The sequence below is a fragment of the Cryobacterium psychrophilum genome (assembly GCF_004365915.1).
Classification (GTDB): Bacteria; Actinomycetota; Actinomycetes; order Actinomycetales; family Microbacteriaceae; genus Cryobacterium; species Cryobacterium psychrophilum.
The window spans coordinates 262,623-279,135 of record NZ_SODI01000001.1 but is presented as its reverse complement, the minus strand read 5'-3'; the positions used below and the strand labels follow the sequence as shown (position 1 = coordinate 279,135).

The 16,513-nt window shown below is 65.7% G+C and carries 16 protein-coding genes; 13 read left to right on the top strand and 3 right to left on the bottom strand.

Annotated elements, in window-relative coordinates:
- Positions 1-402 precede the first annotated feature (402 nt).
- A complete protein-coding gene (gene legP, locus EDD25_RS17675) occupies positions 403-2,319 on the top strand; it encodes a Dot/Icm T4SS effector Zinc-dependent metalloprotease LegP (protein WP_198418807.1) in 1,917 nt (638 codons plus the stop codon).
- Here legP and EDD25_RS17345 read toward each other — a convergent pair.
- Positions 2,290-2,706, bottom strand: a complete 417-nt coding sequence (locus tag EDD25_RS17345; protein ID WP_166671159.1) for a YbaY family lipoprotein — start codon at positions 2,704-2,706, stop codon at positions 2,290-2,292. The genes legP and EDD25_RS17345 overlap by 30 nt on opposite strands.
- Before the next feature lie 199 nt (positions 2,707-2,905).
- Between EDD25_RS17345 and EDD25_RS17340 the strand changes: the two genes are divergently transcribed.
- The 6 genes from EDD25_RS17340 to EDD25_RS01285 all read left to right on the top strand — a co-directional run bounded on the left by EDD25_RS17340 (position 2,906) and on the right by EDD25_RS01285 (position 7,453).
- Positions 2,906-3,058 (top strand): hypothetical protein, encoded by a 153-nt coding sequence (locus tag EDD25_RS17340; protein WP_166671158.1) that lies wholly within the window; start codon positions 2,906-2,908, stop codon positions 3,056-3,058.
- A 225-nt stretch (positions 3,059-3,283) separates the two neighbouring features.
- Positions 3,284-4,768, top strand: coding sequence for an HNH endonuclease signature motif containing protein (locus EDD25_RS01305; RefSeq protein ID WP_134171685.1), 1,485 nt, complete (start codon positions 3,284-3,286; stop codon positions 4,766-4,768).
- A 182-nt stretch (positions 4,769-4,950) separates the two neighbouring features.
- Positions 4,951-5,388, top strand: coding sequence for a type II 3-dehydroquinate dehydratase (locus EDD25_RS01300; RefSeq protein ID WP_134171684.1), 438 nt, complete (start codon positions 4,951-4,953; stop codon positions 5,386-5,388).
- Between the two features lie 96 nt (positions 5,389-5,484).
- On the top strand, positions 5,485-6,045 hold the full coding sequence (gene efp, locus EDD25_RS01295; protein ID WP_134171683.1) for an elongation factor P: 561 nt from the start codon (positions 5,485-5,487) through the stop codon (positions 6,043-6,045).
- Positions 6,045-6,464 (top strand): transcription antitermination factor NusB, encoded by a 420-nt coding sequence (gene nusB, locus EDD25_RS01290; protein WP_134171682.1) that lies wholly within the window; start codon positions 6,045-6,047, stop codon positions 6,462-6,464. Before efp ends, nusB begins: the two co-directional genes overlap by 1 nt.
- A gap of 29 nt (positions 6,465-6,493) precedes the next feature.
- The gene (locus EDD25_RS01285; protein ID WP_134171681.1) at positions 6,494-7,453 is read left to right on the top strand and encodes a DUF4190 domain-containing protein; all 960 of its coding nucleotides are present in this window, start codon (positions 6,494-6,496) and stop codon (positions 7,451-7,453) included.
- Positions 7,454-7,465: 12 nt separating this feature from the next.
- Here the strand turns inward: EDD25_RS01285 and EDD25_RS01280 are convergent, their stop codons facing one another.
- Positions 7,466-7,816 carry a hypothetical protein gene (locus EDD25_RS01280; RefSeq protein WP_134171680.1) on the bottom strand — a complete coding sequence of 117 codons (351 nt, stop codon included), beginning with the start codon at positions 7,814-7,816 and terminating at the stop codon, positions 7,466-7,468.
- Positions 7,817-8,138: 322 nt separating this feature from the next.
- Entirely contained in the window at positions 8,139-8,477 is a 339-nt protein-coding gene (locus tag EDD25_RS01275) for a PadR family transcriptional regulator (protein ID WP_134171679.1), read from the bottom strand.
- Between the two features lie 148 nt (positions 8,478-8,625).
- Between EDD25_RS01275 and pyrR the strand changes: the two genes are divergently transcribed.
- From pyrR to carB, 6 genes are read left to right on the top strand one after another with little or no spacing between them, the layout of a single operon-like run.
- Positions 8,626-9,171, top strand: coding sequence for a bifunctional pyr operon transcriptional regulator/uracil phosphoribosyltransferase PyrR (gene pyrR, locus EDD25_RS01270; RefSeq protein WP_134171678.1), 546 nt, complete (start codon positions 8,626-8,628; stop codon positions 9,169-9,171).
- Positions 9,168-10,118: an aspartate carbamoyltransferase catalytic subunit gene (locus EDD25_RS01265; RefSeq protein ID WP_134171677.1), complete on the top strand. Its 951-nt coding sequence runs from the start codon at positions 9,168-9,170 to the stop codon at positions 10,116-10,118. Before pyrR ends, EDD25_RS01265 begins: the two co-directional genes overlap by 4 nt.
- Entirely contained in the window at positions 10,115-11,482 is a 1,368-nt protein-coding gene (locus EDD25_RS01260; RefSeq protein ID WP_134171676.1) for a dihydroorotase, read from the top strand. The genes EDD25_RS01265 and EDD25_RS01260 overlap by 4 nt, the downstream gene beginning before the upstream one ends.
- Positions 11,475-12,026: a PH-like domain-containing protein gene (locus EDD25_RS01255; RefSeq protein ID WP_134171675.1), complete on the top strand. Its 552-nt coding sequence runs from the start codon at positions 11,475-11,477 to the stop codon at positions 12,024-12,026. Before EDD25_RS01260 ends, EDD25_RS01255 begins: the two co-directional genes overlap by 8 nt.
- A 1-nt stretch (position 12,027) precedes the next feature.
- On the top strand, positions 12,028-13,215 hold the full coding sequence (carA, locus tag EDD25_RS01250; RefSeq protein ID WP_241986327.1) for a glutamine-hydrolyzing carbamoyl-phosphate synthase small subunit: 1,188 nt from the start codon (positions 12,028-12,030) through the stop codon (positions 13,213-13,215).
- A complete protein-coding gene (gene carB, locus EDD25_RS01245) occupies positions 13,215-16,502 on the top strand; it encodes a carbamoyl-phosphate synthase large subunit (protein ID WP_134171674.1) in 3,288 nt (1,095 codons plus the stop codon). The genes carA and carB overlap by 1 nt, the downstream gene beginning before the upstream one ends.
- Positions 16,503-16,513 lie beyond the last annotated feature (11 nt).

Genomic DNA, 16,513 nt, shown 5'->3' with positions numbered 1-16,513 from the left:
ACACACCGGTCCTTGGAAGAGGGGAATGCCGATGTGTGCACGCCGCCAAAAAGTTTCTGAACCCTATGGCCTGGCCGCTGCGTCGACACCATGGCCGCGCGGCCCTCATGCGCAGAGGTTGTGAGGCTCGACCACTCCAGCCGTCTCGTCAGCGTGCGGTGCGGGCGCAGTCCGATCAGCGCTCACGAACGTCGCCCCTACCGGGATGCCACCGGCCGGCTCGCGCCGGACCGCCTTCGGTGTACCGGGAAGCGGTGCACCCGTGCTGCGCAGCAGTAACGCGTCGATAACGCCCCGCGGCGTACTCTGGCGCGCATTCAGTGGACGTTGTGCACACATGCCTCGGAGCGTGCCTTGAGGAGTGCCTTGGGCGACCCCGAACAGTAGTGAGGAGTACACAAGATGAACGAAAATGAGTCCGACGATGGCCTCGGAGTCTTCACGAGTGAGGGCGAGTTCCAAGCCGAACAGACCACAGGAACCGCCGTTATTTCCGGCGTGAACCTGGCCCCGACGGAGGTGACGTACCACGAGGTTGACGGACTGGCAGTCTTCGAGGGTGACATTGTGCTCGGCACTGTGGCCGAGATGCAACAGACCAAGGATGCCCAGGGACTCTCGGCCGACGAGCATGCCCGCGCCGTCATCATCCCCGGCGCCCGGTTCCGTTGGCCGAATTCCCAGGTCCCGTTCCAGATCAACGCTGCTCTACCCAACCAACAGCGAGTACGGGACGCGATCGCGCACTGGGAAGCACGTACGCCGATCAGGTTCCCCGAGCGCACGCCGGCCAATGCCGCTCAATTCCCGAACTTTGTCGAGTTCTCTGATGCCGGCGGATGCTGGTCACGACTCGGCATGCAGGGTAACGGCAGGCAAACCATCAGTCTCGGCAGCGACTGCACGACCGGCAATGCAATCCACGAAATCGGCCACACGGTGGGGTTGTGGCATGAGCAGAGTCGTGAGGACCGTGACACCTTCGTCACGATCAACCGGCAGAACATCTCTCCCGGGATGGAAAGCCAGTTTGACCAGCACATTGTTGATGGTGATGATGTGGGGGCCTACGACTACGGCTCGATCATGCACTATCCACGCACAGCCTTTTCGAAGAACGGGCTTGAGACGATTACCCCGGTGCAGGCGGGGGTCCAGATAGGCCAGCGCACCGCGCTTTCGGCCGGCGATATTGCGGCGGTCGACTTCATGTACCCGTCGACGCCACGCGCGAGTTCGGGGCCGGTCGTGTCGTGGGGGCCAAACCGGATCGACGCGTTCGTGCTTGGCACCAACCGCGCCGTGTTCCACAAATGGTGGAACGGCGCGAATTGGGGGCCATCGGTGACGGGCTACGAGAACATGGGCGGCATCGCCGAAAGCGTACCCCAGGCGGTCGCGTGGGCACCGAACCGGCTCGACCTGTTCGTGACCGGCACCGACAGTGCGCTCTACCACAAGTGGTGGAATGGCTCGGCGTGGGGGCCCTCGGCCACCGGCTATGAATACATGGGCGGGGTCTGCCTCGGCGACCCACGGATCGTCTCGTGGGGGCCGAACCGGCTCGATGTCTTCGTTGTTGGCAGCGACCGTGGGCTCTACCACAAGTGGTTCAACGGGGCGTGGGGTCCGTCAGTAACGGGCTACGAGGCCATGGGCGGCGGTATCATCGGCCAACCCGAGGTCGCCTCCTGGGGCCCGAATCGGCTCGACGTATTCGTGATCGGCACCGACCGGGCGCTGTACCACAAGTGGTGGAACGGTGCCGCGTGGGGTCCCTCGCTGACGGGCTACGAACGGCTCGGCGGAGTCTGCATGTCATCGCCACGGGTTGTCTCGTGGGGGCCGGACCGGCTGGACGTGTTCGTTACTGGCACCGACGGCGCGCTCTATCACAAGTGGTGGAACGGCTCGGCGTGGGGCCCGTCGATCAATGACTTCGAACGGATGGGCGGGGTCTGTGTCGGCGAACCGGAGGTCGTCGCCTGGGGTCCAAACCGGCTCGACGTGTTCGTGATCGGCACGGACAGCGCGCTCCACCACAAGTGGTGGAACGGCTCGGCGTGGGGCCCGTCGCTGACCGGGTACGAGAACATGGGCGGCATTGCGACCTCGCAACCGCGAGTGGTCTCCTGGGCGCCGAACCGGCTCGACGTGTTCCTGACGGGCACGAACAGTGCACTGTTCCACAAGTGGTTCAATGGCTCGGCGTGGGGCCCGTCGCTGACCGGTTACGAGAGTCTCGGCGGGGTGATCACTGCGTTCGACGAGCCTGAACAGAAGACCGGATCAGACTCGCTGCACCGGGATACGGACTAGCGCCCCACCCCGTGGAACCGGGTGTGATTGAGTCGAGACGAAATCTCCCTCGGTCACATCGACGTGCGTCATGATCCCGCGACTGGCGGGCTCATGACTCACTGCCGTGTGACGCACATGCACCCGCAGGTTGAGGCGAAGCGGGCCGGCTTTCGCCGGGTCGAGTAACTCGGTCGGAAACGGCAGACGGAACGGAAGTTCGCGGCCCCTGCCTGCCCCAAAGTCGCGGTTGGCCAGCCGGACCTCCGCGAGGATCCTGCTCGGGGCATCCATTCGCGACACATCTTCGAGCTGGACAATGACGGTGAACGGCTCCTCGGGGCGCTGCGCGGGCGGGAAGACGATCGTTCCACGCACGGTCTGAGCGTCGTCATCGCTCTCGTCCACGTGGGACTCCTCTCCAGCTCTGACCCTGCAACGTTCCATTCCACGGTAATGTCCGTGCGGGTTCGACGGGCCCCAGCAGCCGTTGCGCCATCGCACTGAAGTTAACTCTGCGGGTTCGACGATCACGTCGACCATGGCGTTTCCACGCAACACTGTCAAGCCCCGGCGATATGCGTTTCCTCTGGACGGTGGCGGGTGGGTGGGCGTCGGAGTTGGTTTCGGCCTCGACCGGGGGAATGTAGCCGATCTCGCCGTGGACGCGTCGATTGTTGAACCCGTCGACGCACTCAGCGACCGCTTCGACAGCGTCGAGTCGGTCGGCGGCGCGTGGCTCAGCATGGGCCAGAAGTAAGTAGCAGCCTGGCATGTTGCACCGACCAGGTTGAGCGCCGAAGCCAGGGCAAAGAATTGGCCGGTGGGTGAGCTGTGTCCGTTCCCGGAACCGGCGTCAGTGCCGCCCGTGGGGCCGCTGACGGGTGTGTTCGGGGCGTCGACGCGAGGGAATCAGATACGAAACTCAGAAAGAGCTACGTGAGCAACTCTCGCGTTTACGTTCGATTCGCGCTAAAATGGGGGTATGTTCACGACGGTGAAGTCCGGAGCTGAGATGGTCGCCCTGCTACTGCAGGCCGGCGAACTCGTCACGGCCGCCCTCGCCGGAGTGCAGTTCAGCCTCCTCGATGATGACGATGCACTCAGCGTGATGGCGGCGCTGGAGGCCGTGGGGCGTCGGGTGGATGGTGGCCGGATCAGCTCCGCCGCCAACGTGGCTTTTCGCGCCGACTCCGGCCTCGGTCATGACTCGCTCGCGTGGAAGAACGGATGCCGCGGCAAGTTCGAACTGATCACCGGGGTGACGCGTATCTCGAGTAGCGAGGCGAAGCGGCGGATGCGCCTCGGCGGCACCATCACCGGGGTCTCGTCCGCGACCAGCGGCCTGGTCGGGCAAGTCATGCCGGTGCGGCACCCCGCCGTCGCCGAGAGTCTGGCCGCCGGGGAACTCGGGGTGGACGCCGCCGACGTCATCGTCACCGCACTCGAGCAGATCTCGACCCGGGTCGCCCCGGACGACCTCGACCGGGCCGAACGCGCCCTGGTGGCGTCGGCGACGGGGGCGATCACCGCCGAGACCGAAGGACTCCCGGGTGCCGGGATCGCGTTCAGTGCCGACCTCATTCGGGCGCAGGCCCACGAATGGGCGGCGATGCTCGACCCTGATGGGGCGGCGCCGAGCGACGACAAGACGGCCGCGAAGAGCACGTTCGGGTTCGGGCTCCTGCGGGATGGGCTGTATCCGCTGCGCGGCGGTGTGACGCCCGACCTTCGCGGCGTGATGAACGGGGTGTTCAACACGTTCCTCAGTGCCCACGCGGCACCGGCGTTTCCGTCGGCGGAGGACCAGGCGCGCCTGGAGGCCGGGGAACTCATCCCCGGCGCCGAAGAAGCCGTCGACGACCGTACCGGCGGGGAGAAGTGCGCCGACATTCTGCGGGCGGTGTTCGAAAAGACCGCCCGTGACCCGAAGACCCCGACCATGGGCGGCGCGGCGCCCGTCGTGATGGTGCACGTGAACGCCCGCGACCTGAAGAACGGTCGCGGCGTCGGCTGGATCGACGGCGTGGACGCCCCGATCAGCCTTCGCAGCGTAAACCAGCGGCTGTGCGCGGGCGGCTACCGGCAGGTCATCATCGGCGACGACGGCCACGTACTGCACCTGGGAGCGAAGGAACGATTCTTCAGCCCCGCCCAGCGCCGCGCGATCGCCGCCCGCGACGGCGGCTGCGTCATCCCCGGCTGCAAAATCGCCGCCGCCTGGTGCGAGGTGCACCACGTGATTCCGTGGCAATCCCACGGACTGACCGACGTGGAAAACGGTGTGCTGCTGTGCTGGTTCCACCACCACACCATTGACACCGCCGGGTGGGACATTCGAATGATCAACGGGAGGCCCCACCTGCGCGGCCCCGTGCTCTTCGACCCCACCCGAACCTGGCGACCCGCCGCCACCCACCGGGCGAACACCCCGAGCAGCGATCCGCCCTGGGGCACCCACGACACATAGACCCGGGCTGGCTAGCTCGAATCCCGGTTCGAGCGAGACACGCGCAGATCACGAAAGCGTCCTTCCTGTCGTCCGCGGTGCGTGCCGGGCGAGTGCTGATCGCGCTGTTCGCGTGGTTCGTCATCGGGTGACGCCCTGCCCCCGGTTCGGAGACGGGCCCTGCACGCCTTTAGGCTGTGGTCATGAGCACAGTTTTGGTTTTGAACGGACCCAACCTCGGTCGACTCGGCAGTCGTGAACCGGATGTCTACGGTTCCGCCAATCTCGATGACCTTCGCGCCCTGCTCACGGCGTCAGCTCCGGACGGAGTGACCATCGACCTCCGGCAGACCGACGACGAGGCCGAACTCATCCACTGGTTGTACGAGGCCGTGGATAACAGCCTCCCGGTCATCATCAATCCGGCGGCGTTCACGCACTACAGCTATGCGCTCCGCGACGCGGCCGCCCTCGTGACCACGGCCGGCCTCGAACTCATCGAGGTACACATCTCAAACCCCCACGCGCGGGAAACCTTCCGGCACACGAGCGTGGTCAGCGCGATCGCTACCGGCGTCATCGCCGGGCTCGGCTTCGATTCGTACCGCCTGGCCCTCGACTTCGTCACCCGAAAGCACTGAACACCCGCCCCCTTTGGCTCTTGCGGTTCGGTCACGTAGACTCGTTCACGGTCGAATCGACCACGCACTTTAACAATTGAACGGATCACACCCCCCATGGCTTCTACCGCTGATATCAAGAACGGCGTCGTGCTCAAGATCGACGGTAACCTCTGGGCCGTCATCGAATTCCAGCACGTCAAGCCGGGCAAGGGCGGTGCGTTCGTTCGCACCAAGCTCAAGAACGTCATCTCCGGCAAGACCGTCGACCGTACATTCAACGCCGGCGCCAAGATCGACACCGAAAACGTTGACCGTCGCGATTTCCAGTACCTCTACGCCGATGGCGAGTCCTACGTCTTCATGGACATGGCCGACTACGACCAGCTGCACGTCTCCTCGGCCGTCGTGGGCGAGGCGATCAACTTCATGCTCGAGAACCAGTCCGTGACCGTGGCACTGCACGACGGCAACCCGCTGTACGTTGAGCTGCCGGCATCCGTTGTACTCGAAATCACGTACACCGAGCCCGGCCTGCAGGGCGACCGTTCAACCGGCGGCACCAAGCCGGCGACCGTGGAGACCGGGTACCAGATTCAGGTTCCCCTCTTCCTTGAGCAGGGCACCAAGGTCAAGGTCGACACCCGCACCGGCGACTACCTGGGCCGCGTCAACTAGTGAGCGCCCGCACCAAGGCACGCAAACGCGCCATCGATATCTTGTACGCCGCTGATGTGCGTCAGATCACCATCCCCGAGTCGCTTGCCACCGAGGCGCAGCGTGCGGCGAGCGAACCGGCTCGCCTCGCGTCGTGGCTCTACGCTCGCGAACTCGTAGACGGCGTCGTCGACCACCGCGAAGAGATCGATGAACTCATCGAGACCTATTCGCAGGGCTGGTCGCTGGCACGCCTGCCCAACATCGATCGTGCCATTCTGCGCATCGGGATCTGGGAGATCCTCTACAACGAAGCCGTTCCGCACGCCGTGGCCATCGACGAAGCCGTGGAAGCGGCCAAGACCTTGTCAACGGATGACTCGGCCGGCTTCGTGAACGGACTCCTCGGCAAGATCGCCCAGACGGCCCCCACCGCCTGAGGCGCCAAATCGAGTAATCCAGGGATCTCATGACCAGTACCGGACCGGACCAGCCCGAGCCCCCGGCGCAGCCGTTCCCGCAGGCACCGAAGACGAACACCCTGGCCGTCGTGTCGTTGGCGTTGTCGTTCTTCATCGGCGTCATCGCCATCGTCACGGGATTCCTGGCCCTCGCGCAGATTCGAGCGCGCGGGGAAGCAGGGCGGGGACTGGCGCTGGCGGGAATCATCATCGGTTCGGTCGCCACCGTGTTCACCGCCCTCGTGGTGGTGCTGATGGTTGTCTTCGCGGCGACGATGGGCACCGTGTTCGTTGCCGCCCTGAACGGCATACCCCACGGCCTTCCGTCGTCAGCCTCACCGACGCCGCACGCCGGTTCCCCGAACGCTCCGGATGCCTCTACTGAGCCCTCCGGCAAGGTCGGCACTGCCGACTTCGACGCCGGGTACCTCACCGTGGGCACCGGCCCGGTCACGATTGACGTGTACTTCGACCCCATGTGCCCGTTTTGCCGGCAGTTCGAGCAGACGAATGGGGGCAGCCTCGCCCTGGCCGCCACGAACGACGCGATCACGCTGCGGCTGCACTCGATGACCTTCCTCGATCGTCTCTCCCAGGGAACGGACTACTCCACCCGCGCGTCGTCGGCGCTCACCTGCCAGGCCACGCTCAACCCCGAGCTGACCCTCGACTACCTCGCCGCCCTGTTCGCCAACCAGCCGGCAGAAGACACGGAGGGGTTGTCCGACGACGAACTCGTCGCCCTCGTGCCCGGTGGTGCGAGCATTTCGGACTGCCTGACGAGCGGTGCCTACGACGCCTGGTCGCAGGCCAACACCGAAGCAGCTGTCACGGGCCCCCTTGACGGTGCGGAGATCCCCGCGATCTCCGGAACCCCCACCGTGCTCGTCGACGGCGCTGTCTACCGAGGCAGCCTCACCGACCCGGTGGAGTTTGCCCAGTTCGTGACGGGCGCCTTCACTCCCTGATCCACCCGTGCGCTAAGCAGTGATGAGCGGATGCCGGTTGCTGTCGACTGTTCGGGCCGACTTACGCTGGCGCACACCGAGCGCCGCGATTCCGAGTCCGTAGATCAGGCACAGAGTGGCCAGCGCCGCCGCCTGCACGGTTGCGGACGACCTCGGGTCCCACTGAGGTTCGACAACTGCTGCCACGACCGTGCCCAGGACGAGAACCGGCCAGACCACGACCAGCAGGACCCGCGGGATTCCGCGCGCCAGCTCTGAATCCTTCCTGCGGACGAATGTGAGGATGGTCGCGGCGACGAGCAGGCCCAGCCAGAGAATCCAGAACCACGTGAAGAGGAGCGCCCCAATGGACGCCAGGACCAAAACAGGGTATCCATAGCAAAAGGGAACGCAGCGGCCGCCGCGATCCAGAGTGCCGCTGCCGCGAAGCCCAAATATGGGGCTGCGCGGGTGAAGAAGGTGTTCATGGGTGAACCTTTCACGGGAACTGCAGAGATCATCCCCGCTATGACGGCGGGCTCGCCAAAGATATCCAGGGAGCGGCGCTGGGCCGTTTCGCTGTCGAGACCGCGAGCACACAGCCCTTCTACGGCGGTGATGAGGTGATCATGAACCTCGTCACGGAGATCGACGGCGTCGGGTCGGCTGCTGAGCGCAGCGTCAAACGCGGTGATGTAGCTCGAAATCAGGGGGTAGTCGGCCACGGCTTGCTGCGCAGAACGGAATTGACGGTTGATGAGAACAGGTGCCAGCGTTCGCTCTGCTCCGAGAGCATGGCGTGTCCGGGACCGGTGAGCCGGTATGACCGGCGCCTGCGACCCGCGACCGTGCTCCACTCACTTTCGAGCAGACCCGAGACCTCGAGCCGATGCAGGACGGGGTAGACGGTGCCCTCTGCGAGGTCAAAAACGTCGTCGCTGCGCGTGCGCAACTGCTCGATGACGGCATAACCGTGCAGGGGTCCGTCGGCCAGGACGGACAGGACCAGCAGGTCGAGATGACCCTTGAGTGCTTCCCTGTTCATACTTAGAGATGCTAGGCCTAGTAACACGAGGTGTCAAGGTCGAGTTTCATCTGACCCGCAGCATCCGTTATTCTGAATGAGATCCAGATAGACCCCAGAAAATTGACATCCTTTAACAGCCGTCCTGTGAGACGGGGAAGGAGGTCGGCTGTTGGAACACATTGTGCTCACCCAAGCTGACATCACCCGCGCGTTGACTCGAATCTCCCACGAGATCCTGGAGTCCAATCGGGGTCCAGACAACCTCGTCATCCTCGGCATACCCACCCGCGGCGTGGTCCTCGCCCGGCGGATCGCCGAGACGATCGCTCGGATCGAACCCACCGCCACCAACGTTCAGGCCGGCTCCCTCGACGTGACCCTGTACCGCGACGACCTCGCCCACACACGCACGAGAACGCCATCTCGAACCCACGTGCCGGGAAGCATCGACGGCGCCACGGTCGTGCTCGTCGACGACGTGCTCTACTCCGGCCGCACCATCCGCTCGGCGCTCGACGCGCTCGGCGACCACGGCCGGCCCAACATCGTGCGACTGGCCGTACTCGTCGACCGCGGGCACCGGGAGCTGCCCATCCGCGCCGACTTCGTGGGCCGCAACCTGCCGAGCTCCACCGAGGAACGCATCAACGTGCACCTCGAAGAAACCGACGGCGACGAATTCGTATCGATCGAGGGAGGGCGAGTCTCATGAGGCACCTGCTCACAACGCGCGATCTCAGTCGTGACCGCGCCATCGCGCTCCTCGACATTGCCGAAGACATGGCGGATGTCTCCCAGCGCGAGGTGAAGAAGCTCCCGACGCTGCGCGGAAAGACCGTCGTCAACCTCTTCTTCGAGGACTCCACCCGCACCCGCATCTCCTTCGAAGCCGCCGCCAAACGGCTCAGCGCCGACGTGATCAACTTCAGCGCCAAGGGTTCCAGCGTGTCGAAGGGCGAAAGCCTCAAGGACACCGCACAGACCCTGGCCGCCATCGGCGCCGACGGGGTCGTGATTCGGCACCCGGCGTCGGGCGCACCCCACGTGCTCGCACAGAGCGGGTGGATCGACGCCGGCATCATCAACGCCGGCGACGGCACCCACGAGCACCCGACCCAGGCGCTCCTCGATGCCTTCACCATCCGGCGCCGCATCCACGGTGCGGCCAGCCGCGGCAAGGGACTCGACGGCGTGCGCGTCACGATCGTGGGGGACGTGCTGCACTCGCGTGTCGCCCGCTCAAACCTGTGGCTGCTGCCCACCCTCGGCGCCGAGGTCACCTTCGTCGCACCACCCACCCTGCTGCCAGCCGACACGAGCGGCTGGCCGGCCACCTTCGGCTTCGACCTCGACGCGGCCATTGACGCCCGACCCAACGTGGTCATGATGCTCCGAATCCAGGCCGAACGCATGAGCGCGGCATTTTTTCCCACCAGTCGGGAGTATTCCCGCGCCTGGGGGCTTGACGACGCGCGATTTAATCGACTCGGCACGGATAGCATTGTTATGCACCCTGGCCCGATGAATCGCGGGCTGGAAATATCGTCTGCGGCAGCCGATTCGGTCAATTCGACCGTGCTCGAGCAGGTCGCAAACGGGGTTTCCGTGCGGATGGCCGCGCTGTATCTGCTGCTGTCCGGTGACCGAGAGGATGCATGATGCCCGCTGAGTCGAGCAAGAGCCAGACGTACCTGATCCGGGGAGTGACACTTCCCGACGGCGCGCGTACCGACATTGTGCTGGAAAACGGTCGAGTGAAGCAGCTCGGAACGGGCCTGTCCCACCGGGGAGCAACCCTCGTCGACGCCGACGGGCTCATCGCCCTCCCCGGCCTCGTCGACCTGCACGCCCACCTGCGTGAACCAGGCTACGAGCAGAGCGAGACCGTGCTCACCGGAAGCCAGGCCGCCGCGCGCGGCGGCTTCACGAGCGTGTTCGCCATGGCCAACACCTCACCGGCCCAGGACACCGCCGGCGTCGTCGAACAGGTGCTCGCCCTCGGCGAACGTTCCGGTTACGTGCAAGTGCAGCCGATCGGTGCCGTGACCGTGGGCCTGAAGGGCCAGCAACTCGCCGAGATCGGAGCAATGGCCACGAGTCGGGCCCGGGTCCGCGTCTTCTCCGACGACGGCTTCTGCGTGTCAGACCCGCTGCTCATGCGCCGCGCACTCGAATACGTCAAAGCCTTCGACGGCGTCATTGCCCAGCATTCGCAGGAGCCGCGCCTGACCGAAAAGGCACAGATGAACGAGGGCGCGCTGTCGGGGGAACTCGGTCTCGTCGGCTGGCCGGCCGTCGCCGAGGAATCCATCATCGCCCGCGACGTGCTCCTCGCCGAGCACGTGGGTTCTCGCCTGCACGTCTGCCATGTCTCGACGGCCGGTTCGGTTGACGTCATCCGCTGGGCCAAGGCCCGCGGCATCAACGTCACCGCCGAAGTCACCCCACACCACCTGCTGCTCACCGAGGATCTCGTGGCCGGCTACGACGCGCGGTTCAAGGTGAACCCCCCGCTGCGCCGCCGCGAAGACGTCGAGGCGCTGCGCGCCGGGCTCGCCGACGGCACCATTGACATCGTCGCCACCGACCACGCCCCGCACCCGATCGAGTCGAAAGACTGCGAGTGGGATGCCGCGGCGAACGGCATGGTGGGCCTCGAGTCCGCGCTGTCGGTCGTTCACGCATCCGTGGTCTCCAACGGTCTGCTCGGTTGGAGCGACATCGCCCGCGTGCTCTCCGCCACGCCCGCGCGGATCGGACGCCTCGCCTCGCAGGGGCAACCGATCAGGGAAGGCGGCCCGGCCCACCTCACGCTCTACGACGCCTCGACCAGCCGGGTCTTCACCCGCTCCGACCTGTCGGGAACCAGCGTGAACTCGCCGTACCTGTCCATGACGCTTCCAGGCGTCGTGCAGGCCACCTTCTACCAGGGCTACGCCACGCTGCTCGACGGCGTGCTGCGTGACGCCGCGGAGGTCGCTGCCGCCGCTCGCGTTCAGATGGCGGAGCACAGCAATGGATAGGGCCGTTCCCACGATCATCATCGCCGTGGTTCTCCTCGGCGTGTTCACCCTCATGTTCCGCAGCTGGCGCAAGCGCAGCAAACGCGACTCGGGAACCGTGGCCGGGTACCCCGTGCCAAGCGGCACCGAGATGGTGCTGGCCGTTGCCCGCGGCTACTACGTGGCGACAACACCCCGCGACACGCCGCTCGAACGGCTCTTCATCCCCGGCCTCGCGTTTCGAGCCAGGGCCGAGATCACCGCAACGGATGCCGGGGTGAGGCTCGATCTCACCGGGACAGGCCCGGTTTTCGTGCCGACCGACGCCATCGAACTTCTGACCCCGGCCACGTGGGCCATCGACCGCGTGGTCGAGACCGACGGCCTCGTGTTGCTCGGCTGGCGACTCGCCCCGACGCCGGGCGCCACACCAGAGCCCGGCCGTTCGGTCGACAGCTACTTCCGCATTATTGACCCGAGTGATCGCGCCCGTCTCGTCGACGCGATCCGTTCCATTGCAGCCGAGGCCACCGCGCCCGCTGACCGCAACGAAAGTGAGGTGTAGCTTGGTGCTCTCAGTCGCCGACTACAAGGCAATCAATCGAACGGCCCCGGCCGTTCTCGTACTCGAAGACGGTAAGCGCTTTGAAGGTCGCGCCTACGGCAGCGAAGGACAAACGCTCGGCGAGATCGTCTTCGCAACCGGAATGACCGGTTACCAGGAGACCCTGACCGATCCCTCGTACGCCGGGCAGATCGTGCTCATGACGGCACCGCACATCGGTAACACCGGCGCCAATGACGAGGACATGGAATCCCGGCGCATCTGGGTCGCCGGTTTCGTGGTGCGCGATCCCGCTCGCATTTCCTCGAACCATCGGGCCACGCGCACGCTCGACCACGACCTCGAGGAGGGCGGCATCGTCGGTATCTGCGGCGTCGACACCCGGGCCATCACCCGCCACATCCGCGATAAGGGCGCCATGCGCTCCGGCATCTTCTCCGGGGACCTTCTTGAACTCTCCGACGGCGAACAGCTGGATCGGGTGCGCACCGGGCCGGCCATGACCGGGCGAAACCTCTCCGACACCGTCTCGACCGTCGAACCCTTCTCTGTGCCGCCCGTGGGTGACCGCATCGGCTCCGTGGTCGTGCTCGACCTCGGCGTCAAGCAGTCGACGCTCACGCACCTCGCCGAACGGGGCTTCGAGGTTCTCGTTCTGCCCCAGTCGGTCACCGCCGAGCACGTGTTGTCACTCAAGCCCTCCGCCGTGTTCTTCTCCAACGGCCCGGGGGACCCGGCCGCGTCGAACGCGCATGTCACGCTGCTGCAGGAGATCCTGCGCGCCGGGGTTCCCTACTTCGGGATCTGTTTCGGCAACCAGTTGCTCGGTCGTGCCCTCGGGTTCCGCACCTACAAGCTGCCCTTCGGCCACCGCGGCATCAACCAGCCCGTGCTGGACAAGGCCACCGGCCGGGTGGAGATCACCTCGCAGAACCACGGCTTCGCGGTCGACATGCCGATCGAAGGCGTGCACGAGTCCCGCACCGGTTTCGGCCGCGTGGAAGTGAGCCACTACAGCCTGAACGACCAGGTCGTCGAAGGCATCCGCTGCCTCGACCTTGCCGCTTTCTCGGTGCAGTACCACCCAGAGGCCGCAGCAGGCCCGCACGACGCAAACTACCTTTTTGATCGGTTCAGGGACGTGGTGGTCGAACGAAACGCGGCCGCCGGAGCAGGAGACGGCAAGTAATGCCCAAGCGCGACGATATCAACAGCGTCCTTGTCATTGGATCCGGCCCGATCGTCATCGGCCAGGCCTGTGAGTTCGACTACTCGGGAACGCAGGCCTGCCGCGTGCTGCGGGCCGAGGGCGTACGCGTCATCCTGGTCAACTCCAACCCGGCCACGATCATGACCGATCCCGACTTCGCGGATGCCACATACATCGAGCCGATCACCCCGGAGATCCTCGAAACCATCATTGCCAAGGAACGCCCCGACGCGATCCTCCCCACCCTCGGCGGCCAGACCGCGCTCAACGCGGCGATCCAGCTGCACGAACGCGGAATCCTCGAGAAGTACGACGTGGAACTCATCGGCGCAAGCTTCGAAGCGATCAACAAGGGCGAAGACCGCCAGATCTTCAAGCAGCTCGTGCTCGACGCTGGCGCCGACGTTGCTCGCTCGTTCATCGCGCACACGGTCGACGAGGCCGTTGGCTTTGCCGAAGACCTCGGGTACCCGCTTGTGGTGCGCCCGTCCTTCACCATGGGCGGACTCGGCAGCGGGTTCGCGTACACCGAGCAGGAGCTGCGCCGCATTGTGGGGGATGGCCTGCACCACAGCCCCACCACCGAGGTGCTCCTGGAAGAATCCATCCTCGGTTGGAAGGAGTTCGAGCTCGAAATGATGCGCGACACCGCCGACAACACGGTCGTCGTCTGCTCCATCGAGAACGTCGACCCCGTCGGCGTGCACACGGGAGACTCCATCACGGTCGCCCCGGCGCTCACGCTGACCGACCGTGAGTACCAGAACCTGCGCGACATCAGCATCGACATCATCCGCGCCGTCGGCGTCGACACCGGTGGCTGCAACATCCAGTTCGCGATCAACCCGGCCGACGGCCGCATCATCGTGATCGAGATGAACCCGCGCGTGTCCCGCTCCTCGGCACTCGCGAGCAAGGCAACGGGCTTCCCGATCGCCAAGATCGCCGCCAAGCTTGCCCTCGGGTACCGTCTCGACGAGATCCCCAACGACATCACCGGCGTGACCCCGGCAAGCTTCGAACCGACCCTCGACTACGTGGTCGTCAAGGTGCCGCGCTTCGCCTTCGAGAAGTTTCCCGCCGCCGACCCCCGCCTCACCACCACCATGAAGTCGGTCGGTGAGGCCATGGCGATCGGCCGCAACTACGCCTCCGCCCTGCAGAAGGCCCTCCGCTCGCTGGAGAAGCGCGGGTCCTCATTCCACTGGGGCACCGAGGACCGCACTGTCGACGAACTGCTCATCGAAGCGGAAATTCCCACGGACGGTCGCATCGTCACCGTGCAGCAGGCGCTGCGCAAGGGTGCCACCATTGCGCAGGTCTTCGAAGCCACCAAGATCGACCCGTGGTTCATCGACCAGATCGTGCTCATCAACGAGGTCGCCGACTCCGTTGCCCGCGCCGACCGCCTCGACCGTGACGTGCTGCTCCACGCGAAGGACCACGGTTTCTCCGACACCCAGATCGGCGAGCTCCGGGGCTTCGGCGAAGCGGATGTCCGCAAGGTGCGTCACATTCTCGGCTTGCGTCCCGTCTTCAAGACCGTCGACACCTGCGCGGGGGAGTTCCCGGCCCTCACGCCGTATCACTACTCGAGCTACGACCAGGAGACGGAGGTCATCCCGAGCGACCGCAAGAAGGTCGTCATCCTCGGTTCCGGCCCCAACCGCATCGGCCAGGGTGTCGAGTTCGACTACTCCTGCGTGCACGCCTCCTTCGCCCTGTCCGACGCCGGGTACGAGACGATCATGATCAACTGCAACCCGGAGACGGTATCGACCGACTACGACACCTCCGATCGCCTCTACTTCGAGCCCCTCACCCTGGAAGACGTGCTTGAGGTCATCCACGCGGAGAGCCTCAGCGGCGAACTGGTGGGCGTGGTCGTTCAGCTCGGCGGCCAGACCGCCCTCGGCCTGGCCAAGGGCCTCGAGGCCGCAGGGATCCCGATTCTCGGCACCAGCCCGGACGCCATCGACCTTGCCGAGGAACGCGGACTGTTCTCGGGCATTCTTGACGCGGCGGGTCTGCTCGCGCCGCGTAACGCCGTGGCCATCGACTACGCCGGTGCCGTTGTCGCCGCGGAAGAGATCGGCTATCCCGTGCTGGTGCGCCCGAGCTACGTGCTCGGCGGGCGAGGCATGGAGATCGTCTATGACTCCGCCTCCCTCTCGGACTACTTCGCGCGCATGGCAGGGCAGGGCATCATCGGCCCGTCGCATCCGCTCCTCGTCGATCGTTTCCTCGACGATGCCATCGAAATCGACGTCGACGCCATTTACGACGGACACGAGCTCTACATCGGCGGCGTGATGGAACACATCGAGGAGGCCGGGATCCACTCGGGTGACTCCAGTTGCACGTTGCCGCCCGTCACCCTGGGACGCGCGGAAATCGACCGCGTCCGAGAGGCCACTCTGGGAATCGCACAGGGCATCGGGGTGCGCGGACTGCTCAACGTGCAGTTCGCCATCGGAGCCGGCGTGCTCTACGTCCTCGAAGCGAACCCGCGCGCCTCGCGCACGGTCCCGTTCGTCGCGAAGGCCCTCGGCATCACCCTTGCCAAGGCCGCGGCCCTCATCATGGTGGGCAAGACCATCGCTGAGCTCAAGGCCTCCGGCCAGCTGCCGGAGATCGACGGCTCGCGGGTGCCCATGGAGGCGCCTGTCGCCGTGAAGGAAGCGGTTCTGCCGTTCAACCGTTTCCGTACACCGGAGGGCGACGTCGTCGACTCCATTCTCGGCCCGGAGATGCGGTCCACCGGCGAGGTCATGGGCATCGACCGTGACTTCCCCCGCGCGTTCGCGAAGAGCCAGCTGGCCGCCTACGGTGGAATCCCGCTCAGCGGAACGGTTTTCGTCTCGGTTTCCGACCGCGACAAGCGTGCCATCATCCTGCCCATGCTGCGCCTGCAGCAGCTGGGCTACGAGATCGCCGCCACCGAGGGCACCGCCGAGGTGCTCCAGCGCAACGGCATCCAGGCCCGGATCGTCACGAAGTACAGCGAGAAGTCCGGCGAGCAGGACGTGTCGATCGTCGAACTGATTCGCCGCGAGGAGGTGCAGATCGTCATCAACACGCCTGGTGGGCGCACGGCACGTGCCGACGGCTACGAGATCCGTGCGGCCGCCGTGGCCGGGGACCTTCCCCTGTTCACGACCATCGCGGAACTCAGCGCGGCGGTTGCCTCCATTGACGCGATTCGTGGCGGTTTCGAGGTGACGTCGCTTCAGGAGTACACCGTCGCGCGGGAGGCACTTCTGTGAGCCAGGGGGCC

Coding starts and splice junctions, on each gene's coding strand:
- legP (WP_198418807.1), top strand. CDS start 403: ATGAACGAAAATGAGTCCGACGATGGCCTCGGAGTCTTCACGAGTGAG.
- EDD25_RS01305 (WP_134171685.1), top strand. CDS start 3,284: ATGTTCACGACGGTGAAGTCCGGAGCTGAGATGGTCGCCCTGCTACTG.
- EDD25_RS01300 (WP_134171684.1), top strand. CDS start 4,951: ATGAGCACAGTTTTGGTTTTGAACGGACCCAACCTCGGTCGACTCGGC.
- efp (WP_134171683.1), top strand. CDS start 5,485: ATGGCTTCTACCGCTGATATCAAGAACGGCGTCGTGCTCAAGATCGAC.
- EDD25_RS01285 (WP_134171681.1), top strand. CDS start 6,494: ATGACCAGTACCGGACCGGACCAGCCCGAGCCCCCGGCGCAGCCGTTC.
- EDD25_RS01275 (WP_134171679.1), bottom strand. CDS start 8,477: ATGAACAGGGAAGCACTCAAGGGTCATCTCGACCTGCTGGTCCTGTCC.
- EDD25_RS01265 (WP_134171677.1), top strand. CDS start 9,168: ATGAGGCACCTGCTCACAACGCGCGATCTCAGTCGTGACCGCGCCATC.
- EDD25_RS01260 (WP_134171676.1), top strand. CDS start 10,115: ATGATGCCCGCTGAGTCGAGCAAGAGCCAGACGTACCTGATCCGGGGA.
- EDD25_RS01255 (WP_134171675.1), top strand. CDS start 11,475: ATGGATAGGGCCGTTCCCACGATCATCATCGCCGTGGTTCTCCTCGGC.
- carB (WP_134171674.1), top strand. CDS start 13,215: ATGCCCAAGCGCGACGATATCAACAGCGTCCTTGTCATTGGATCCGGC.